Genomic DNA, 19,736 nt, shown 5'->3' with positions numbered 1-19,736 from the left:
ATGATTCGAATGCGCCTGAAGCTGAATTATCCGGGGTTCGCCCTCGATGTCGATTTGCAGTTGCCCGGCCGCGGGGTGACGGCGCTGTACGGGCACTCCGGTTCTGGCAAGACCACCTGCCTGCGCTGCATCGCCGGTCTGGAACGGGCCGATGAGGGATTTATCCAGGTCAACGAGCTCCTGTGGCAAGACAGCAACAAGGGGATCTTCGTCCCGCCGCACAAGCGCGCACTGGGTTACGTGTTTCAGGAAGCCAGCCTGTTCCCTCATCTGTCGGTGCTGGCCAACCTGCAATTTGGCTTTAAGCGCATTCCCAAGTCCCAGCGCCGGGTCGACATGGCGCACGCGACCGAACTACTGGGCATCAGTCACCTGCTCGACCGGCATCCGCAGCACCTCTCCGGCGGCGAACGCCAGCGTGTCGGCATGGCACGCGCCCTGCTCACCAGCCCGACACTGCTGTTGATGGACGAACCCCTGGCAGCACTGGACGCGCAACGCAAAAGCGAGATCCTGCCTTACCTGCAACGGCTGCACGATGAGCTGGACATCCCGGTACTCTATGTCAGCCACTCCCAGGATGAAGTCGCCCAACTGGCCGACCACATCGTCCTGCTCAGCGACGGCAAGGCACTGGCCAGCGGTCCCATCGGCCAGACCCTGGCACGCCTCGATTTGCCGCTGGCGCTGGGTGACGACGCCGGCGTGGTGATCCAGGGGCATGTCGCTGCCTATGACGCCCACTACCAGTTGTTGACGCTGCAACTGCCCGATACCGACCTGAACATTCGCGTGACGCACACGCCGATGGCCACGGGCCAGGCATTGCGTTGCAAAGTCCAGGCGCGGGATGTGAGCCTTAGCCTGCAAGGCGATTACCAAAGCAGCATCCTCAATCGCCTGCCAGTCACGGTGGTCAGTGAAATGCCTGCCGACAACAGCGCCCATGTGCTGGTGCGCCTGGACGCCGAGGGCAGCCCTTTGCTGGCGCGTATCACCCGTTATTCCCGGGACCACTTGCACCTGCACCCGGGCCAGCGTCTCTGGGCGCAAATCAAGGCCGTGGCCGTGCTGGCGTAACGGCGCGGGCACGACTGGCGCAGCGCGGGGTCAATGGCTGTAACGGCCCCCCGATCCTTCGCCCAGGACAACCGCCATGCCCGATGCACTGCCCCGTGACCTGCATTACGTCGATGACACCCAACCGGGCATCACCCGCCGGAAACTGCGCGGCAAATTCTGTTATTTCGACCCCACTGGCCAGCGCATCGTCGACCCGCAGGAAATCCAGCGCATCAATGCCCTGGCAGTTCCTCCGGCCTACACCGACGTGTGGATCTGCACCGACCCGCGCGGTCACCTGCAAGCCACTGGCCGCGACGCCCGCGGGCGCAAGCAGTACCGCTATCACCCGCGCTGGCGCGAGGTGCGCGACAGCGACAAATACTCGCGCCTGCGGGATTTCGGCCTGGCCCTGCCAAAGTTGCGCAAACAACTGGAAGCTTTGCTGGCGGCACCGGGCTTGAGTCGCGACAAGGTCATGGCCACGGTCATCACCTTGCTCGACGCGACGCTGATTCGCGTCGGCAATACCCAATACGCACGGGACAACCGCTCCTACGGCCTGACCACCCTGCGCAACCGGCATGTGGAGGTCAACGGCAGCGCTATCCTGTTCCAGTTTCGCGGCAAGAGCGGCGTCGAACATCAAATCACCGTGAAGGACCGGCGTCTGGCGCGAATCATCAAGCGCTGCCAGGAGATTCCCGGGCAAAACCTTTTTCAATACCTCGATGAAAACGGTGAGCGACACACCATCACTTCCGCCGACGTCAACACCTACCTGCAAACCCTGACCGGTGCCGACTTCACCGCCAAGGATTACCGCACCTGGGCCGGCAGCGTCCTGGCCCTGGCGGTGTTGCGCGGGCTTGAGTGGCAACCGGAGTCACAGGCCAAACAGCACGTGGTGGCGATGGTCAAGGACGTTGCCAGGCAGTTGGGCAACACCCCGGCGGTCTGCCGCAAGTGCTACATCCATCCGGCGGTGCTCGAGGGCTTTTTGCTCGGCGCCCTCGCGCAAATGCCAAGGCCGAGGGTGCGTAAAGGCCTGCGGGCGGAGGAAGTCGGGCTGGCGATGTTGCTGGAGAAAATGGCCGCTGAACCGACGAACTGACCTGCCTATTTTTTGCACGATTGCAAATGGCTTCTATAGTAGATCTGTACGCCAATCAGCTGCGGTGAAGCCATGGAAGACATTTTCGTCGTCAAGCGCTGTAACAAGATCATCATTCATGGACGCCGGGCTGGAGAAACCGTGCATCAACCCGCTGAAGCCGCCGTCTGGTACCGCATCGCCGATACCCGCACCAACGGTTTCATCGGTGACGGCTATGAATGTGAAGACGATGCCCAAAACGTATGCCGACAGCTCAACGCCCGGTCACAAATGATGGTCCGGCAAGGCTGACGCACATTCACCAAGCGGTTACAGGTCTATAATGAAAAGGCTGAAGGATCAGCGCCCCATGGGTAGAAAGCTCGCTTGCGGCGGGCTTTTTACTGCCAATTCCAGGTTTCTTCAACGGAGGTGTTCCCCATGTCCGAAAAAGAGTCCATCACCACCCTGCTCACCCTGCTCGACTCCCGTCAGGTTCGCCTGGCTGCCGCGTGCAAGGAAATCGCCGATTGGGTCGATCATCAAGGCGGACATCCGACTGCCCTCAGAATTCGTGATCGGCTGAACGACATCGAAAAGGATACGCCGCTGATCCGTAACACCCTGTCGTCGCTGCGGCCAGTCGACCCACCTCTGCCACGGTTCAGATGATCGTAACTGGATACCGATGCGCAGACACTGCCTGACGCGGGACGCATGACCGGCGACGTTATCGTCACCGCGTGTGTGTGTCCGTCTGATTCCTGCCCCCAACCCAGCCAGGCGCTGGGATTTTTTTGTGCCCGCAAGCGGCGAACATCACTAAAACAGGGTTGTCCAACGTTTACTACGTTACGAAGGAGGCGTTCTGATGGTCACCCACTTCAAAGTCAGCGGGCACCTGGCCTGCGGTCACAAGGGCAGCAACCTCACCTCCACCCGGGAACTGAATCGGGTGAAATGCCGAAGCTGTCGAAACACCGACGCTTACAAAGAGGCGCGCAAAACCGAACGCAACGCTGCACGTCGCGCCGCACGCAAGGCCAAGACCGTTCAGGTGGTCAATGACTGGCGCCAGGCCTGGACCGAGCGGCTGACTGCCATGGCCGGACTGCAACGGTTGCCCCGGGGCTTTCATGGGCAGGGTTTTGTCTAGAGGCTCGAGGAACGGGTCGACCCAGTCGACCCAATCCTGGTTACTGGCGCACCAACCCAAAGATTTCATGCAGCGACATGTGCCTTGCAAGCCTCCACCAATCGGCGACCTTGGGAAGTACTGATAAAGCGAGCCAATCGAAATCTGTGACAGCCCGGCGATTTCACTCATCTTCACCTGATCGCCGAGAGCATCCAGGCATTCACCGACCAGGCCGAGGACATTGCCGACGTCGCCGTCGCGGCACTGACCCAACCCGGTCACTCAGGTCAGCTCCATGAATTGACCGGGCCACGAGCGCTGACGTTCGCCGAGGCGGTCGCCGAGGGTGCCTGGGCCAGTCCGATGTGAGGCATTGGCAACAATGGCCTTCCTCGGCTAGGGTCACTTTGTGTAGAGAAGCGAGGCGTCTTGATTGGCGGAAATCAACCCAAGGAGGAACCGATGTCATCCACTCGTAATGCCGAACAAACCTATCGCCAGTGGTCCACCCCGATCCTGCTTGAACTCAAGGAGCGAGAGCATCAGATGTCCCCGTCAGAACGCGAGGCACTGAAAACCATTCTGCTGGAAAGAAGGCTGATCAATGTCGGCAACCCCAATGGCAGCGATCGGCGCAAGGCGGATTTGGGCAGTGAGGATAAACAGGAGTAGCGAGACGGCCAGCGGTCAATGGACGCCACTGGCCCCCCGTGATGTCGTGGCAAGGCAGCTGAACAGCCGCCCCCCCCCGGAAAACACTAAACTACGAAACGCCCGCTGAACGACTTAGCCAATCTGTTGCATCGACCGGTTGAATCCCCAGCCAAAAGCAGCCACTTGAACGTGCTGTTTCATCACCTCATTTGGGAAACAACAGCGTAAACGCTACCCGAAACCCCCAGCCTTCGGCGCCATTCTCCGGACTTTCGACCCAGTAGCGCGGCCCCGCCTGCAGACTCATGGGCTGGTGACCCACCTTGAACAATTGGGTAATGAAAAGATTGATCGGCACAGACCACTGCCTGGTCTGCCAATCGTAGGTGGACTCGGTATTGATGCCAAACGTGGTGTAGGTATGGGTGGTAAAGCTTAAAAACGGTTGCAGAAACGTCTGATTGACCTTGTCTTTGTCATCCGGCGGGCTGTCTTCCAGCGACCAGATATGGTTGGCCAGAATGCCGCGAGTCCAACCATTGCTTTGTTTGAGGGCCACCACCGTCGGCCCCAACCCCCATTGCTCGCTGCTCAGCAGATCATCGCTGCCGGTGGGCACCAATATGGCCGGACCTGCGCCCCAGATCCAACCGCTGGAGGTGGGCTGCTTGGGTGAAAAAAAGAAGCTTTGCGTGGTGTCTCCCACTCCTGATTTGTCGGCAATCCCGCCGGGTACCAGACCATGCTGATCGATGACGGGCAGGATGGTGCGGGAAATAAGGTTCCATTCCTCGTTGAGACTGAAGGGCAGCACCGGCTGAATGTTGGTGACACTCTGATAGCCCTCACCACTGGGCCCGAGTTTCTGGTTCCAGTTGTATTGAATCGGCAAACTGTAAAGCGCGGCGACCGGGTTCAGGGATTGTTTGGCTAGTTCCGCCTGGCTATCGGCAGCGATACCCGATTCAGACCACACCGTCGCCAAGGCAATAAAACGGGCAAGTTGCAAGCCTTTGTTCATTCGCCTGCTCCCTTCTTGGGAATTGAAAGTCTGGACCACCGCATCGCTACTGCAAGACGCAGGCTGAGCGTTAGCCCTGCCGCGGTTGAGCTTAGATCAGGTTATTGAACCGTGTTCAGATTGGATAACGGGCAGTAGATGCGACCCGGGCAATTACCCTGCCAACTGGAAAAACCGCACTAGACTCTTTCGTGCGCCTTAACCCGTGCATGGTCATGCAATTAAGGGGGAAATGATTCTGTACGCAGTACCTAGGCTAATTACTCGGTGGTCAATGCACCAAGGGTCAATGTTGATGTGCACTCATCACCCGGTTGCCAACACCATGAAATTACGAAGGATTCTGGTATGGAACAGTTATCGGATCGTTTCACGCTATCTCTCGTGTTTGCTGCGCTTTTTTCATTGAGCGGACTTGCCCACGCGGCTCAAACGGAAAAGACCAATATCCTGTTTATCGTCTCCGACGATACGGGCTACGGCGATCTGGGTCCCTATGGAGGTGGGATCGGGCGCGGGATGCCCACGCCCAAAATCGATGAGTTGGCGGCAGAAGGCGTCACTTTTTACTCTTTTTATGCCCAACCAAGCTGCACGCCTGGCCGGGCGGCCATGCAAACCGGGCGGATCCCCAATCGTAGCGGCATGACTACCGTGGCCTTCCAGGGTCAGGGCGGTGGTTTGCCAGCAGCCGAATGGACGCTGGCATCCGTGTTGAAGACCGGCGGCTATGACACCTACTTCACCGGCAAATGGCATTTGGGTGAAGCCGATTACGCGCTGCCCAATGCGCAAGGGTATGACGTCATGAAGTACGTCGGCCTGTATCACCTCAATGCCTATACCTACGCCGACCCGACGTGGTTCCCCGACATGGATCCGGAGACCCGCGAGATGTTCCAGAAGGTCACCAAAGGCGCGTTGTCCGGCAAGGCCGGCGAAAAACCGGTTGAAGAATTCAAGGTCAATGGCCAGTACGTGGACACGCCGGTGGTTGACGGTCAACCTGGCGTGGTCGGCATTCCGTTCTTTGATAACTATGTCGAAAAAGCTGCGCTTGAGTTTCTCGACACGGCGGCCAAATCCGACAAACCGTTTTTCATCAACGTCAACTTCATGAAAGTCCACCAGCCGAATATGCCGGCCCCGGAGTTCGTTCATAAGTCCATGTCCAAATCCAAATACGCCGACTCCATCGTCGAACTCGATACCCGCATCGGCCGCATCATGGACAAGCTCAAGGCGCTGGGCCTGGATAAGAACACGTTGGTGGTTTACACCACTGACAACGGGGCCTGGCAGGACGTTTATCCAGACGCCGGCTATACCCCGTTCCGCGGCACCAAGGGTACGGTGCGTGAGGGCGGGAACCGGGTACCGGCCATTGCCGTCTGGCCGGACAAGATCAAGCCAGACACGAAAAACCACGAAATTCTCGGTGGCCTGGATTTGATGGCGACGTTCGCCTCTGTGGCCGGCGTGAAGCTGCCCGAGAAAGATCGTGAAGGTCAGCCGATCATCTTCGACAGCTACGACATGACGCCGGTTCTCACCGGTAGTGCCCCTTCGCCGCGTAAGGAGTGGTTCTATTTTACCGAGAACGAATTGTCCCCGGGTGCGGCCCGTGTAGGGAACTACAAAGCGGTATTCAACCTGCGGGGCGATGATGGCGCCCAAACGGGCGGTCTCGCCGTGGACTCAAACCTGGGATGGAAAGGCGCACAAAAATATGTGGCCACCGTGCCGCAGGTGTTTGACTTGTGGCAAGACCCGCAAGAACGCTATGACCTGTTCATGAACAACTTTACTGAGCGCACTTGGACGATGGTGCCCATTACGGGCGCGATCATGAAACTGATGAAGACCTATGTTGATTACCCACCACGCAAATTGCAAAGCATGGGCTACGACGGGCCGATCGAACTGTCTCAGTACCAGAAATTCCAATCCGTGCGTGAAGTCTTGAAAAAAGAAGGCATCAACCTGCCGATGCCAGCCGGCAACTGATCAAACAGCCGAAAAATGGCGGCCTCATCCGAGGTCGCCACTTCAATTTGACGTTTGCGCGCAGTCGGCAGCTCGAGATCCTAACGGAAAGCAGCGCGAATTCAGCGGCCTGTTAGAAGTGCACGGCATGTTGCACCGTCTTCAGTTTACCCCCAGGTAACGGTGTGGGGTACTTGCCCGTCAGGGATTTCCCACTGATCCACTAGTCGGCCAATAGGCATCCCTCGTCCAGAGAGCGTTGACACCCCCACCCCCGCAAGCGTTGAATTTTCCTGTAGCTCATACAGGGAGGACACCACATGGCAAAAATAAAAATCCTGGCCGGGGATTTCCTTGAGGGTTGTGCAGTGCTGGAACCAGGGTTTATCACGATAGAAACCGCTGTCTACCCATGGCCTGGCCTCAAGATTGCGACATCCGAAATACTCGACGCCACGGTTGTCAGTGAAACGTCCTATCGAGACGTATCGAGTGCTGTCGGCCTGGGGTTGGCGGGCGCATTGGCGCTCGGCCCGATCGGCGCTGTCGCCGGGGTGATACTGGCGGAGGATGAAATCGAGCTGACCTTTTCGATGTTGCTCAGGGACGGCAGGTCGCTGCTTTGCGCGGCGCAGAAGCGCACCTACAGGGACATCGAGGCAGCCATTGGCAAGCAGGTGATCGAGAAGCATTTCAATTAACGTTGAATGAGCAAACCACAGCTTTCCGGAGCCCGGCCAAGTGCCGGGCTCGTTGTCCAGCACTATGTTCCACCCTCCAGGCCTTCTCTGGCGTTCGTAAAGACTGCACCCGCGTCGCGGATCAACTGACGCCACTCTGCCCCCGTTAAAAGCCCCTCCTGCTGCATCGCATCGGCCATTTTCAGCAATTCGTCGTACTGCTCCTCTGCAGTCATACGAATCTCGGGCTGAGTCAAAAGATTCCGCCAGCCAGCCATTGCCATCTGCTTTCGATCTTCGTACATGGTCGCACCCTCTATCGCCTGCTTTGGTAGAGGTCGGATAAGACTCAGCGTTCAGGGTTTGCGATGGGTGGTGCTAGGAAAAGGTCTGGTCAACCCAAAGAATTACAGACCAGAACCAAACAAAGGTTTGCATCAGCTTTCGCCCGCAAACCCTTGATTTAAGAGGGTGCCCGAAGCCGGAATCGACCCGGCACGCCCTTACGAGCGGGGGATTTCTAATCCCTTGCTTTGGTGCATAGATACGCGGCTTTCACCATGATGGGACAAGCAGGCTCGCCCAAAGTATGTTCAAGCGTACACAGCGAGTCACGTCACCTGCATCAACTTCGCAAACACCTGCAAATGGTGGTCGTCATCGCCAAACTGACGGTCCACCATTAACAAATGCTTGGCATGGTGCGACAGCATGTATTCCCAAGTTAGGCCGATGCCGCCGTGCAGCTGAATACCCTGGTCGGCGACGAAGCGGGCGGCGCGGGAGACAATGAACTTGGCTGCAGCCAAAACCCGACTGCGCTCTTCACTGTCGGCTTGATCAGCAACACAGGCGGCGTACAGGGTCATTGAAGTGGCCTGGTCCAGTTCGATGCGCATATCGACCATGCGGTGCTGCAATGCCTGGAACTTTCCGATCGGCTGGCCAAATTGCTGGCGGGTTTTCAGGTAGTCGAGGGTTAAGGCGCACGCGGCTTCCATGCTGCCTACGGCTTGCGCGCATTGCGCAGCGATGCAACGCCCCTGCTGGTAACGAAGCGCCGGCAGGGCCTGCTCCACTGACCCCAAAACCGCGCTGCTCTTGACGAAGACCTCATCGAGGTATAGCTCGCAGGCCTTGCGTCCATCCATGGTTGCGAACGTACGGCGACACACGCCGCTATCCTGCGGATCGACCAGAAACAGGCTGATGCCTTGCTCGTCGCGCGAGCCGTGGCTGGTACGCGCCGAGACCAGGATCAACCCAGCACTCTGGCCACCGACGACCACCGACTTGCGGCCATGGAGTTTCCAGCCTCCTGTCACCGCTACGGCAGTTGTTTGTACGTCATGCAATTGGTAATGGCTCTGAGGCTCATCCACGGCCACCGCCATCTGCAAACTGGCACTGCCCAATTGCGCAAGCAACGTTTCCTTCTGGGTTTCGGTGCCCAATTGGCTGATCAGGCCACCGGCGAAAATCACCGAATGCAAATAAGGTTCCAGGCATAGGCCACGGCCCAGTTCGGTCATGATCAGCATGTTCTCCACACCACTGCCGCCAAACCCGCCGTATGCCCCGGCGAAGGGCACAGCGCACAGGCCCAGGTCACCCAGTTGCTGCATGAACTCGCGGCTGAAACCGGGCTCGCTCTGGCTGAATGCTTCGCGCTGTTCGAAACCGTAGGTATCACGCACCAGCCTTGCGGCAGTGTCTTGCAGCATCAGCTGCTCTTCTGTCAGTTTGAAATCCATGGTCGGCCCCTTACAGTTCGAGAATCATTTTCGCGATGATGTTCTTCTGGATCTCGTTGGCCCCGCCGTAGATCGAGGCCTTGCGCGCATCCAGATACTGATAGGTGGCCGCGCTGCTGTAGTCGGTGTACAGCACCGCCTCACTGCCATAACCCAGCTCATCCTCGATGAACGGCAAGGCGTACGGGCCCACCGCTTTGCTGATCAACCAGGTGATCGCCTGACGAATCTCGGTGCCCTTGATCTTCAGAAACGAGCTCTCCGCGCCGGGTACGCCGCCATCGCGAACTGCCGCGAGGGTGCGCAGACTGCTCATTTCAGCGGCCATCAACTGCATCTCGACTTCGGCGATCTGTGCCCGAAACAGCGGCTCGTCGATCAATGGCCGGCCATCTCGCAACTCCTCGCTGGCCATGTGTTTCAGACGGCTGAGCAGCGCCTTGTTATGCGCAATACCGCCAATGCTGGTGCGTTCATGGGTCAGTAAATACTTGGCGCAGGTCCAGCCCTGGTTTTCCTCGCCAACCAGATTGGCTACCGGCACCCTTACGTTGTCGAAGAACACTTCGTTGACTTCATGCTCGCCGTCGAGGGTGATGATCGGCCGCACGGTGATGCCTGGCGTTTTCATGTCCAGCAGCAGAAAGGAAATGCCACGCTGTTGGCGTGCCTCGGGGTCGGTGCGCACCAGGCAGAACATCCAATCGGCAAAGTGCGCCAGGGTGGTCCAGGTTTTCTGGCCGTTGACCACGTAGTGATCGCCCTCGCGCACGGCGCGGGTTTTCAATGAAGACAAATCGGAACCCGCGCCCGGCTCGGAGTAACCCTGGCACCACCAGTCGTCACAGGTGAGGATGCGCGGCAGAAACCGTGCTTTCTGCTCGGACGTACCGAACTTCATGATGACCGGAGCCACCATTTTCAAACCGAAGGAGGACACTTTAGGCGCGCCGGCCGCAAAGCATTCTTCATCGAAAATATGCTTCTGCACATCGTTCCAACCGGTACCGCCGAACTCGACAGGCCAACCTGGGGCCAACCAGCCTTGCCGGTTGAGCGTTCGCATCCATTGCACTTGATGCTCTTTACTCAAACGCTTGCCCTGGGAAATCCGCTCGGCGAACTCGGTTGGCAGGTGGTCGCGCAACCAGGCTCGGACGTCTTCGCGAAAAGCGCGTTCGTCCGCTGTGAAATCAATGTCCATCAATCCACTCCGCAATTTGTGGCGAGGGAGCTTGCTCCCTCGCCACAAGGGTTTTTCCATCACGACGTTTAATCGAAAATGATCACCGAGCGTGCCAGTTCGCCACGACGCAGCTCATCGAACGCATCGTTGATCTGTTCCAGCTTGATGCGCTGGGAAATCATTTCGTCGAGCTTGAGCTTGCCGGCCATGTAGAAGTCCACCAGGCGCGGCATATCCACCGGGAAGCGGTTGGAGCCCATCAGCGAGCCCTGGATACGGCGCTCGTGCAGCAGTTGCAGCGGGTCCAGCTCGATTTTCAGGCCAGGCTTGAGCATGCCGATCACGGTGGCGGTACCACCGCGCGCCAGCATGGCAAACGCTTGCTCGGCGGTCTGCTTGAGGCCGATGCATTCGAAGGCGTGGTGCACACCGCCTCGGGTCAGCTCCATCACTTGTTTGGCGGCATCGCCATCCTTGCCATTGATCAGGTCGGTGGCGCCGAACTGCCTGGCCAATTCCAGTTTGGAATCGAGCATGTCGATGGCGATGATCCGCCCTGCTCCGGCCAGTGCCGCACCGTTGATGGCCGCCAGGCCGATACCGCCGCAGCCAATGACCGCCACGGTTTCGCCCGGGCGCACCTTGGCGGTGTTGAATACCGCGCCGGTGCCGGTCGTCACAGCGCAACCAAGCAGCGCCGCGCGGTCCAATGGCATGTCGCGACGAATCGCAACGCAGGCGTTTTCGTGCACCAGCATCTGTTCGGCAAAGCCAGACAGGTTGACGAATTGAGGGATCGGCTTTTGCACGTAGGTCAGGCGCGATTCCTCGTCCTTGCCACGCTTGGTTTCAGGCGACACGCAGCGCGCCAGGTGGCCGGTCACACAGTGATCACAGTGGCCGCAGAACACCGTCAGGCAAGTGACCACATGATCGCCCGGCTTGACTGAACGCACTTCGGAGCCGACCTGCTCGACCACGCCTGCCGCTTCATGGCCCAGTACCAACGGTCCAGGATACGGGAACGATCCGTCGATGACATGCAGGTCTGAGTGGCAGACACCGACCGCTTTGGTGCGGATCAGCACTTCGCGCGGACCGGGTTTGCTGATACCCACTTCTTCGATGACCAGCGGGGCTCCAACCTGGTGGAATACGGCAGCTTTCATGGCAATTCTCTCAAGAATGAATGGGGGTTCAGGCCGGATTTGGCACGTTGCGCAGCACGGCTTTGGCGTGGCTGAAGGTGCGGAAGCCATCGATGCCGTGATAGGCACCCATACCGCTCTGGCCAACGCCGCCGAATGGCAGGCCTTCGGTGCTGGCATGGCTCAACACGCCGTTGAGGGTCACGCCGCCGGAGCAGGTACGGGTCAGCACCAGGGCTTCCTCGGCGGCGTCGTTGCCGAAGTAATACAGGGCCAACGGGCGCGGCCGCGCGTTGATCTGGGCAATCACCTCGGCGATGGTGTCGTAGGGTTTGATCGGCAGCAGCGGACCGAAAATCTCGTCCTGCATCACTTGCAGTTCGTTGCCAGGGTCGCGCAGCAGGGTCGGCGCAATCTTGTTAAGCTTGCTGTCGCTGAAATCTTCCGCGGCCGCGTTCAATTCGATCAGCTCGACACCGGCCTCGCGCGCTTCGCTCAGGTAGCCCAGCAGGCGTTCATAGTGACGGCTGTTAATGATCGAGGTGTAGTCGGGATTGTCCTTGAGCGTCGGCAGGAATCCGGCGACCACCGCCTTGGCGATGGCGATGAAAGTATCCACCGACTCCCGCGGCACGAATACGTAGTCCGGCGCGACGCACAGTTGACCGGCGTTGAGTAGTTTGCCGACGACCGTCTTTGCCACCGCGTCCTTGAAGTCTGCCGTGCGGGAAATAATGGTCGGCGACTTGCCGCCCAGCTCCAGGGTCACCGGCACCAGGTTTTCCGCCGCCGCGCGAAGCACGTGCTTGCCGATGCTGGTGGCGCCCGTGAACAGCAGGTGATCGAACGGCTGGCCGCAAAACGCCTGCCCGACGTCCGCACCGCCCATTAACACCGCTACCTCGTCTTCGGCGTAAACCGAGCGGATCAGCCGCGCGATCAGGGCCGAGGTATGCGGGGTGAATTCCGAGGGTTTGATCATCACCCGATTACCGGCGGCCAAGGCACCGGCGAGGCCGCTGAACACCATGTAGCCAGGGACGTTCCAGGCGGTCACGATACCAACCACTCCGAGCGGCTGGTATTGAACCCAGGCTTCACCGGCCCTGGCCTGACGTTTTTCCGGACGCATCCACTCAGCCAGTTCGGCCTTGGTCTGTTTGAGGGTGGCCAACGGCGACAGCACCTCACTGCCCTTCGAGAATCCCGCGCTGCGGTGGCCGAAGTCCGCCGTCAAGGCGTCGATGATTTCCTGTTCGTGATTGACCAGCAAGCTGATCGCCCGATCGAGCAGCTCGCAGCGCTGCTCGGCGGTGTAAGGCTCATTGGTCAGGAAGGCCGCCCGCTGTTTTTCCAGGATCGTGCGGATGTCCGTGCTCGTCCAACTCTCGATGGCGCTCATCTATACCTCTTTTGTTGTTGTCTGGACGCCACCGCGATTGCGCAGCTTTGCGTCGGGGTTGCCTGCATGGTTGATCATCGGTCGCGCCGCGCCGCCACCCGGATCAGGTGGGTGGCGCTTTCAGTCGATCGGCTCAGGCCAGGATGCCCATCGCCTTGGCACTGTTGATGGCCTGGGTGCGCCGACAGGCGCCGAGCTTGACGTTGATATTCTTGGCGTGGGTCTTGACGGTATTGACCGAAATAAACAGACGATCGCCGACTTCACGCACCGACATGCCTTCAGCCAACAACTTGAGCACCGACACCTCGCGGGGCGTCAGGCTGTCCTGGTACTCCGGCACGCCGCTGAAAGGCGCTACCGGGCACCTGTCGCTGTCGGCCTTGAATTCCCGGGACAGGTTTCGGGCTTTTTGCAAGGCAATCGGATTCTGGTAACACGCACGGTCGATCTTGCCCCAGTGCATGCGCCGCTCGGCTTCGTGCAGCAGCAGATGCGCCTTCTCGACCTCATCGTTACGCGAAGCCATCTCGGATAACAGCAGATAAGCGTTGAGCACGAATGGCGCGCAGCAATCGCGCACTTGCAAAAGCCCGCCCTGCACCACTTGTTCGGCGTCTTCGAAGTGGCCTTGTTGCATCAGCAATTCGCCTTGCAGGAACATCAGGCGACCGAGCAATGGATAGGGCTGGGTTCTGCTGCCCGTCAGTTGCGCAAGCTCCGTGCGCAACAACGATTGAGCCAACCCCAACTGTCCCTGAAGCAGCATCAAACGCACTCGGTCAGTGTTCACAAGCACCTCGGCCTCACGACTGCCCTGGCGCCGGGCCAGCTCCAGGGAATGCTCCAGCAACACTTGGGCTTCGTTGAGCTCGTCGGTGTTCATGGCGATGCGCGCAAGGGTGCAATGGCACAACAACACCGACAGCCAGTCCTGGGCTGTCAGGTAACCCAGGGCGGCATGGCAATGCAGGCGCGCCTGTTCGGCATCGCCGCGCAACGCCTGCAAGGTGCCATGCAACGCCTGCCAGTTCGCCAGCAAACGCTGACTGCGGTGCGGGTCGGGCAGTGGCAGGAAATGCCTGAGGCGCTGCAGACACTCCTCGGCTTCATCCAGGCGACCACTGAACAGCAACGCCTTGGCGCATAAATAGATCAACCGCGAACTGCTCTGGAGCAGTTGCGGTTCTATGCGTTCGCGCCAGTCCAGGAAGCGGTCCAAATGCCGCTCGCTCAGGATCCAGCTCAGCCACAACCGCTCCATGTAGTTCGCGGCGACCTCTGGCTGATCGGCACTGAGCGCCTGCTCGACCGCATCATCGACCTGCCCCAGCACACTGAGCAACTGGCAGGCGCGCAAGCGCAACCGATTCAACGGCGCGCCGCGCAAACGGTCCTGCAGCGCCTGCGCCACAGCTGGCAACAAGCGGAACCAGCCGGGCTGATGGTCGATCGGAACGAGAAACGCCTGTGCGGCGAGCAAGCTCTTGAACACCCGGGCACCCTGCTGTTCTTCCCAGAGTTGCTCGCAGAGCTCGGCGCTGGCCTTGGACAAATGGGCCATGCCGAACAGGACGTCGCACTGTTCTTCGCTCAGGCGCGACAACAGTTCACGTTCAAGGTAGGGGCCGAGCAATGCGCTGGGCAGCAGACGAACCCCGGCGCACCAACCGCCCGTTTGATGCCACAGGCTTTCCCGTGAATCGGCATCTGCGGTGGGCGCAAGCAGATTGACCAGCGACTCGAACTCATCAGGGCGCAGGGCCAGTTGCCGGGCATCCAGCTCCAGCAACTGGCCGGTTAGCATCAGTTGCGGCAGGTTCCATTCGGGGCGGCGGCGGCAGGTGACCAGCACTTGCAATTGCGGGTTGTCGAGGGAAAGGAGCTGGTCGAACCAGTGGTTCAGGTCCGTTGGCATTTGCGACGGCAGATCATCGAAGACCAATCGAAGTGGCACGACCGCTGAGGATTTATTGCCTGAAGGGGACTCTTCGCTGGCAAGCCAGCTCCTACAGGGGGACGCGATCAACTGTATGAGCTGGCTTGCCAGCGAAGGCAATGAATCAGTCGCCACCCACCCCAGGGCATCAGCCAGTAACAAGGCCATGGACTCCAGCGTCTGCGCTTGTCCGCCGAGACTTAGCCAGACCACCCGCCCGGGCGCAGCCACGTCGCGCAAATACTCGCGCAACAGTGCTGTTTTTCCATAACCGGCAGGGGCGCAAAGCAGTTGCAAGCGGCACTGCTCGCGCTTGAGTACGTCGCACAGATGCGGCCGTGGCACAAACATGGCGGACCTCGCTGATGGTGTGTGGATGCCATCATTGGGCGAGACCGTCGCAAGCGCGCCACCCGCATCAGGTGGTAGCCGACGGAACGCACAACGCCCTGCGAACAGGGCGTTGGGTCAAGCGAGGACAAAGGCTCAGCGGATGCCGGCGTTACGGAGCGCGGATGGCGTGAAGTCGGTCATCTTCGCCGTCATGCCATAAGTGGTTGCATGCTTGGCCTGGTTGGTCATCGCCAGCACGTTGTAGCGACCGGCAATCAAGTCGTAGATGCCAAGCATGGCGAAGTTGGAGGCGCCGCGCTCGTAATCGTTGATCGCATAACCCTCCGCCACACGCCACAGCTGGCCACGGCCGTCGTAGTGATCGACCTCGGCCAATTGCCAGGTGTCTTCGTCGAAGTACATGTCACGCTTGGCATACACATGACGCTGGCCCGGCTTCAAGGTCGCCTCGACGTGCCACACGCGGTGCAGTTCATAACGGGTCAGGTCCTGGTTGATATGCCCCGGCTTGATGATGTCGTCGTACTTGAGCTTCGGCGATTGCAACCGATAGTTGTTGTACGGAATCAACAGCTCCTTTTTGCCGACCAGCTTCCAGTCATAGCGATCCGGCGCGCCGTTCATCATGTCGGTGTTGTCGGCGGTCCGCATGCCGTCGGAACCGTTGCCCGGGCCGTCATAGGCCACTTGCGGTGCGCGGCGTACGCGGCGTTGACCGGCGTTGTAGACCCACGCCAGGCGTGGTTCCTTGACCTGGTCGATAGTCTCGTGGATCAGGATCACACTGCCGGCCATGCGCGAAGGCGCGGTGATTTCCTGTTTGTAGTAGTACAGAACGTTTTCGCCCTGCCCGGCTTCGACGCCTTCCATCAGCTGCGGGAACGCCAGCTTGTCGTCGTACTCGACGATGGAGTACGAGCCGTTGGTCTGCGGTGCAGCCTGAGCCGCCTGGCGCTCCATGTTGCCGCCGCGATAACGGTTGGTGTGGTTCCAGTAAACCTCGACGCCGTTCTTCGGAATCGGGAACGGGTAGTAGCGGGTTTGCGCGAAGTTCAGCAGGCCATTGCCGTCAGGGGTCAGTTCGGTGGACACCGCACTTTTCTTGGCAATGTCATAGATGTCCTGTGGCGAAGCCGCCGTGCGCTGGGTCTTGTACACCGGGATCTTGTAGCTGTCCGGGTAGCGTTTGAACATCGCCAGTTGGCCCGGTGTCAGCTTGTCCTTGTACTGCTCGACATTAGCCGCGGTGATCACTACCTGTGGCTTCTCGCCGGCAAACGGATCGCCCAGAAAGCCATTGTCGAGCGCGGCCGCACCGGGCTTCAGACCACCGGTCCAGGCGGGAATACTGCCGTTGGCGTTGCCTTCTTTTTGAGCGCCCAGGGGCGTCAGCGTGGTGCCCAGCTGAGCGGCCTCCTGGGGCGTGACAGCGGCCATGACGCCACTGGCCAGCAGCGACAGACTCAGTGCGCCAGCGCGCAGAATAATACGTGCGTTCATGTTCAGGATCCTCTGGCAACGTTGCATCAGAAATTCACGCCGAAGCTGAGCGCGACGTAGTCGCGGTCGACGTTGGTGTTGAAATCGCCACCGAAGTAATTGGTGTAACTCAGGCTGGCGGTGTAGGAGTTCTGGTAATCGGCGTCGACACCCAGGCTGACGGCTTTTGAGCCTTCATCGAAGTTCGGGCCATAACCCTCGACGTCATGGGACCAGGCGATGTTGGGCGACAGATTGATGCCGGCAAATACGTTCTGGTAGTCGAGCTTGCCGCGCAGGCGATAACCCCAGCTGTTGCTGGTGTAGAAACCATCGTCGTTGCATTCCTGCGCCGGGTTGCTCGCCGTTGGCGTGCCCACGGCGGTGCCACGGCAAGTCGCTGGACCCGCTGCGCCCTGCAATTCGCCACTGCCGAAGGCCGGGCTGCGACCGAAGCGCAGGTCGGAACCGTCGGCCTTGCCCAGGCCATTGATGTGGTTGTAACCAACCTCACCTACCACCGTCAGGCGACTGGCGCCGAGCACCTGATCGAAGAATTGGGTCGCGGTGACTTGCGCCTGGGTCACCGGCATGCGCTTGTAGCCGTTGACCTCGGCGCCCAGGTTACGACCGGCGAAACCGGTGGTGATCAGCGGCGAGGTCGCGCCGAAGGTGGCGGCGGACAACAGGTCAGCCGTGTTCAGCTGCAGTGGCATGTTCGGCCGGTAGCTGACTTCGCCGCCCAGTGACACGCCCTCGACGTTGGTCTGGAAACTCAGGCCGTAAAGGCGGATATCTTCCGGATAGTCGATGAAATAACGCACGCTACGCGCCGAGGTCACACCCCCTGCCGCACTGCTCATCTGGTTGATGCTCAGGTACGGGCTGCGGCTGTGGTAGTTCATCGCATAGGCGCCGAACTCGGTGTCATTGAAGTCGGGGACGAACCAACGCAAGGCCAGGCCATACTGGCCACTGTCGCGTGCATCGTTGTCCTTCAGGCGCGGGATGAACGCATCGTCAGTGCCGGCGGCGACGGCGCCCAGGCCACCGCTATTGCTCGCGGCGCCCGGTGGCAGGTCGAGGCCGGCGACCACCAGCCGGTCGTTGCAGCCCTGGGGTACGCCGTCGCTGCCGAAGAATGTACCGCAGTTGTCCACCACCGACTTGTCCCACTCCAGCTGGTAAAACGCTTCGGCGGTTATGTTGTCGGCCAGGCCCTGGGACACGTAGAGCAGGTTGACCGGAATCAGGCCTTCCTTGACCTCGGCACCCGGCCGGCGCAAGGCAGCCACGTCGACCGGGTTGATGCTGTTGATCGAGTTGCCGATGAAGGTACTCTCGCCCCAGCTGACCACCTGCTTGCCAAGCCGCACATTGCCGACCTGATCGCCGAGGTTGTAGTTGTGGTAGACAAAGCTGTCGAGGAACATCGCGCCGGACGACTTGGCCGCGCGATCCCGTCCCGCGTCATCGATGTCGTAGAACGGACGACTCTCGTCCATCAGCTCGAAGTCATACCAGTACTTGCCGCGCACGAAGGCGCCGCTGTCGCCGTACTTCAATTCCAGGTCATGCACGCCCTTGAAGATTTTCGAGAAGGTTTCGCCCTTCTTGAAGTTCAGCCGGTTGTCGTCGGTGGTCCGCGAGGCGGACTCGCCACCGGTGACGCCCTGGGAGTTGAAATTGGAGATGAACTGCTTGTCCGGATCGGCTACCGACCAACTGGCGCCGATCGACAGCGACGAGTCGAACGTCCCTTGAATCTCCCCGATATTGAAATTCACAGCGTGCGCCTGATTGCTCGCGCAAGCGGCAAACGTTATAGCTACGGCCAGCAGACTTGGCTGGAAGACTCCGCGCATTGTTGTTTTTGTCATGCGGTTTCCCCGGTTAAGGATGACGTGATGAGAGCCCCATGCTAGCGAGGCTTCCGGGATGCCCTCACACCCGAATGGGTGATTTAGAGGGCGTGTTTTTTGCGGTTTTTCTTGCGGTGTAACGACCCGGTTCGAGATGCGCTCAGCGGGCGTTACGCACGGTGACACTTACCCTGTGAAAGTCGCAGGTCGCTTCTCGATGAACGCCGCCACGGCTTCACGGTGATCAGCGGTCTGGTGCGACAGCACCTGGAAGGTCGCGGACATTTCCAGCAGCGTGTCGAGGCGTGTGTGCAAGGCTTCGCGCAACAGGCGCTTGGCCAGACGCACGGCATGGGGCGGATTGACAGCAATGGCCGCGGCGATGTCCCGGGCACTGTCCAGCAACTGTTCGGCCGGTACGACGCGGGACACCAGGTTCCATTGTTCGGCCTGGCGGGCGTCGATCATTTGTCCGGTCAGGGTCAATTCGGTAGCTCGCGACAAACCGATGATGCGCGGTAACAACCACGCCCCGCCGTCGCCGGGAATGATCCCCAGCTTGACGAAGCTTTCGGCAAACTTCGCCTGTTCGGACGCCACGCGGATATCGCACATGCAGGCCAGGTCGAGACCAGCGCCGATGGCAGCGCCATTGATTGCCGCGATAACCGGCACTTCCAGGTTGAACAGCGCCAGTGGCAACCGCTGGATGCCGGTGCGGTATTCCTGACGCAACGCCATGCCCGACATTTGCGCGTAGCGGTCCATGTCGCGCACGTTGCCACCGGAGCAGAACGCGCTACCGGCACCGGTGATGATGACGGCGCGAACACTGCTGTCGCGTTCGATCCGCTCGATGGCTTCGAGGAACTCGGGTACGGCGCTGTTACCGGTCAACGGGTTGCGTCGCTCGGGATCGTTCATCGTCAGCGTGACGACATGCCCCTCTTGTTCGTACTTCAAAAAATGGCTCAT

18 protein-coding genes and 1 pseudogene are annotated in these 19,736 nt (G+C 59.9%); 9 read left to right on the top strand and 10 right to left on the bottom strand.

Annotated features, from left to right (window positions below):
• The 7 genes and pseudogenes from modC to ACIO0C_RS18270 all read left to right on the top strand — a co-directional run bounded on the left by modC (window position 1) and on the right by ACIO0C_RS18270 (window position 3,968).
• Window positions 1-1,080, top strand: coding sequence for a molybdenum ABC transporter ATP-binding protein (modC, locus tag ACIO0C_RS18300; protein ID WP_401314308.1), 1,080 nt, complete (start codon window positions 1-3; stop codon window positions 1,078-1,080).
• A gap of 76 nt (window positions 1,081-1,156) precedes the next feature.
• On the top strand, window positions 1,157-2,176 hold the full coding sequence (locus ACIO0C_RS18295) for a DNA topoisomerase IB (protein WP_401314306.1): 1,020 nt from the start codon (window positions 1,157-1,159) through the stop codon (window positions 2,174-2,176).
• Window positions 2,177-2,248: 72 nt separating this feature from the next.
• Window positions 2,249-2,470 (top strand): hypothetical protein, encoded by a 222-nt coding sequence (locus ACIO0C_RS18290; protein ID WP_401314304.1) that lies wholly within the window; start codon window positions 2,249-2,251, stop codon window positions 2,468-2,470.
• A gap of 129 nt (window positions 2,471-2,599) precedes the next feature.
• Complete coding sequence (locus tag ACIO0C_RS18285) at window positions 2,600-2,830, top strand: hypothetical protein (RefSeq protein WP_401314303.1); 231 nt, start codon at window positions 2,600-2,602, stop codon at window positions 2,828-2,830.
• A 199-nt stretch (window positions 2,831-3,029) separates the two neighbouring features.
• Window positions 3,030-3,314 (top strand): hypothetical protein, encoded by a 285-nt coding sequence (locus ACIO0C_RS18280; RefSeq protein WP_401314301.1) that lies wholly within the window; start codon window positions 3,030-3,032, stop codon window positions 3,312-3,314.
• A 201-nt stretch (window positions 3,315-3,515) separates the two neighbouring features.
• Window positions 3,516-3,641, top strand: a pseudogene (locus ACIO0C_RS18275) (NmrA family transcriptional regulator); the annotation flags it as partial.
• A gap of 117 nt (window positions 3,642-3,758) precedes the next feature.
• A complete protein-coding gene (locus ACIO0C_RS18270) occupies window positions 3,759-3,968 on the top strand; it encodes a hypothetical protein (RefSeq protein WP_401314299.1) in 210 nt (69 codons plus the stop codon).
• A gap of 187 nt (window positions 3,969-4,155) precedes the next feature.
• Here ACIO0C_RS18270 and ACIO0C_RS18265 read toward each other — a convergent pair whose 3' ends face one another.
• The gene (locus ACIO0C_RS18265) at window positions 4,156-4,971 is read right to left on the bottom strand and encodes a transporter (RefSeq protein WP_401314298.1); all 816 of its coding nucleotides are present in this window, start codon (window positions 4,969-4,971) and stop codon (window positions 4,156-4,158) included.
• Window positions 4,972-5,319: 348 nt separating this feature from the next.
• Here ACIO0C_RS18265 and ACIO0C_RS18260 point away from each other — a divergent pair, with 348 nt between their 5' ends.
• Both ACIO0C_RS18260 and ACIO0C_RS18255 read left to right on the top strand, forming a co-directional pair.
• On the top strand, window positions 5,320-6,978 hold the full coding sequence (locus ACIO0C_RS18260; RefSeq protein WP_401314297.1) for an arylsulfatase: 1,659 nt from the start codon (window positions 5,320-5,322) through the stop codon (window positions 6,976-6,978).
• A gap of 299 nt (window positions 6,979-7,277) precedes the next feature.
• Window positions 7,278-7,658 carry a hypothetical protein gene (locus ACIO0C_RS18255; RefSeq protein WP_401314295.1) on the top strand — a complete coding sequence of 127 codons (381 nt, stop codon included), beginning with the start codon at window positions 7,278-7,280 and terminating at the stop codon, window positions 7,656-7,658.
• A 62-nt stretch (window positions 7,659-7,720) separates the two neighbouring features.
• Here ACIO0C_RS18255 and ACIO0C_RS18250 read toward each other — a convergent pair whose 3' ends face one another.
• The 9 genes from ACIO0C_RS18250 to ACIO0C_RS18210 all read right to left on the bottom strand — a co-directional run bounded on the left by ACIO0C_RS18250 (window position 7,721) and on the right by ACIO0C_RS18210 (window position 19,736).
• A complete protein-coding gene (locus ACIO0C_RS18250; RefSeq protein WP_401314293.1) occupies window positions 7,721-7,942 on the bottom strand; it encodes a hypothetical protein in 222 nt (73 codons plus the stop codon).
• Between the two features lie 306 nt (window positions 7,943-8,248).
• Window positions 8,249-9,391, bottom strand: coding sequence for an acyl-CoA dehydrogenase family protein (locus ACIO0C_RS18245; protein ID WP_401314292.1), 1,143 nt, complete (start codon window positions 9,389-9,391; stop codon window positions 8,249-8,251).
• A 10-nt stretch (window positions 9,392-9,401) separates the two neighbouring features.
• Complete coding sequence (locus tag ACIO0C_RS18240; protein ID WP_401314291.1) at window positions 9,402-10,595, bottom strand: acyl-CoA dehydrogenase family protein; 1,194 nt, start codon at window positions 10,593-10,595, stop codon at window positions 9,402-9,404.
• Between the two features lie 68 nt (window positions 10,596-10,663).
• Complete coding sequence (locus tag ACIO0C_RS18235; RefSeq protein WP_401314289.1) at window positions 10,664-11,746, bottom strand: Zn-dependent alcohol dehydrogenase; 1,083 nt, start codon at window positions 11,744-11,746, stop codon at window positions 10,664-10,666.
• Window positions 11,747-11,774: 28 nt separating this feature from the next.
• Window positions 11,775-13,127, bottom strand: a complete 1,353-nt coding sequence (locus tag ACIO0C_RS18230) for a coniferyl aldehyde dehydrogenase (protein WP_401314288.1) — start codon at window positions 13,125-13,127, stop codon at window positions 11,775-11,777.
• Window positions 13,128-13,260: 133 nt separating this feature from the next.
• Window positions 13,261-15,417, bottom strand: coding sequence for a LuxR C-terminal-related transcriptional regulator (locus ACIO0C_RS18225; protein ID WP_401314286.1), 2,157 nt, complete (start codon window positions 15,415-15,417; stop codon window positions 13,261-13,263).
• Between the two features lie 135 nt (window positions 15,418-15,552).
• On the bottom strand, window positions 15,553-16,920 hold the full coding sequence (locus ACIO0C_RS18220) for a DUF1329 domain-containing protein (RefSeq protein ID WP_401314284.1): 1,368 nt from the start codon (window positions 16,918-16,920) through the stop codon (window positions 15,553-15,555).
• A gap of 26 nt (window positions 16,921-16,946) precedes the next feature.
• On the bottom strand, window positions 16,947-18,779 hold the full coding sequence (locus ACIO0C_RS18215) for a DUF1302 domain-containing protein (protein WP_401314283.1): 1,833 nt from the start codon (window positions 18,777-18,779) through the stop codon (window positions 16,947-16,949).
• 168 nt (window positions 18,780-18,947) lie between these two features.
• Window positions 18,948-19,736: a crotonase/enoyl-CoA hydratase family protein gene (locus tag ACIO0C_RS18210; protein WP_401314281.1), complete on the bottom strand. Its 789-nt coding sequence runs from the start codon at window positions 19,734-19,736 to the stop codon at window positions 18,948-18,950.

Origin of the sequence: Pseudomonas sp. NPDC087336, assembly GCF_044744285.1 — a bacterium.
Taxonomy (GTDB): domain Bacteria; phylum Pseudomonadota; class Gammaproteobacteria; order Pseudomonadales; family Pseudomonadaceae; genus Aquipseudomonas.
The sequence above is the reverse complement of the archived record's forward strand: the minus strand, read 5'-3'. Positions and strand labels throughout refer to the sequence as shown.

What these genes read in the sequence shown, in the direction of transcription:
- modC (WP_401314308.1), top strand. Translation starts at nt 1, where the DNA reads ATGATTCGAATGCGCCTGAAGCTGAATTATCCGGGGTTCGCCCTCGAT.
- ACIO0C_RS18265 (WP_401314298.1), bottom strand. Translation starts at nt 4,971, where the DNA reads ATGAACAAAGGCTTGCAACTTGCCCGTTTTATTGCCTTGGCGACGGTG.
- ACIO0C_RS18250 (WP_401314293.1), bottom strand. Translation starts at nt 7,942, where the DNA reads ATGTACGAAGATCGAAAGCAGATGGCAATGGCTGGCTGGCGGAATCTT.
- ACIO0C_RS18270 (WP_401314299.1), top strand. Translation starts at nt 3,759, where the DNA reads ATGTCATCCACTCGTAATGCCGAACAAACCTATCGCCAGTGGTCCACC.
- ACIO0C_RS18220 (WP_401314284.1), bottom strand. Translation starts at nt 16,920, where the DNA reads ATGAACGCACGTATTATTCTGCGCGCTGGCGCACTGAGTCTGTCGCTG.
- ACIO0C_RS18210 (WP_401314281.1), bottom strand. Translation starts at nt 19,736, where the DNA reads ATGAGCCATTTTTTGAAGTACGAACAAGAGGGGCATGTCGTCACGCTG.
- ACIO0C_RS18235 (WP_401314289.1), bottom strand. Translation starts at nt 11,746, where the DNA reads ATGAAAGCTGCCGTATTCCACCAGGTTGGAGCCCCGCTGGTCATCGAA.
- ACIO0C_RS18280 (WP_401314301.1), top strand. Translation starts at nt 3,030, where the DNA reads ATGGTCACCCACTTCAAAGTCAGCGGGCACCTGGCCTGCGGTCACAAG.
- ACIO0C_RS18225 (WP_401314286.1), bottom strand. Translation starts at nt 15,417, where the DNA reads ATGTTTGTGCCACGGCCGCATCTGTGCGACGTACTCAAGCGCGAGCAG.
- ACIO0C_RS18260 (WP_401314297.1), top strand. Translation starts at nt 5,320, where the DNA reads ATGGAACAGTTATCGGATCGTTTCACGCTATCTCTCGTGTTTGCTGCG.
- ACIO0C_RS18255 (WP_401314295.1), top strand. Translation starts at nt 7,278, where the DNA reads ATGGCAAAAATAAAAATCCTGGCCGGGGATTTCCTTGAGGGTTGTGCA.
- ACIO0C_RS18295 (WP_401314306.1), top strand. Translation starts at nt 1,157, where the DNA reads ATGCCCGATGCACTGCCCCGTGACCTGCATTACGTCGATGACACCCAA.
- ACIO0C_RS18215 (WP_401314283.1), bottom strand. Translation starts at nt 18,779, where the DNA reads ATGACAAAAACAACAATGCGCGGAGTCTTCCAGCCAAGTCTGCTGGCC.
- ACIO0C_RS18240 (WP_401314291.1), bottom strand. Translation starts at nt 10,595, where the DNA reads ATGGACATTGATTTCACAGCGGACGAACGCGCTTTTCGCGAAGACGTC.
- ACIO0C_RS18245 (WP_401314292.1), bottom strand. Translation starts at nt 9,391, where the DNA reads ATGGATTTCAAACTGACAGAAGAGCAGCTGATGCTGCAAGACACTGCC.
- ACIO0C_RS18230 (WP_401314288.1), bottom strand. Translation starts at nt 13,127, where the DNA reads ATGAGCGCCATCGAGAGTTGGACGAGCACGGACATCCGCACGATCCTG.
- ACIO0C_RS18285 (WP_401314303.1), top strand. Translation starts at nt 2,600, where the DNA reads ATGTCCGAAAAAGAGTCCATCACCACCCTGCTCACCCTGCTCGACTCC.
- ACIO0C_RS18290 (WP_401314304.1), top strand. Translation starts at nt 2,249, where the DNA reads ATGGAAGACATTTTCGTCGTCAAGCGCTGTAACAAGATCATCATTCAT.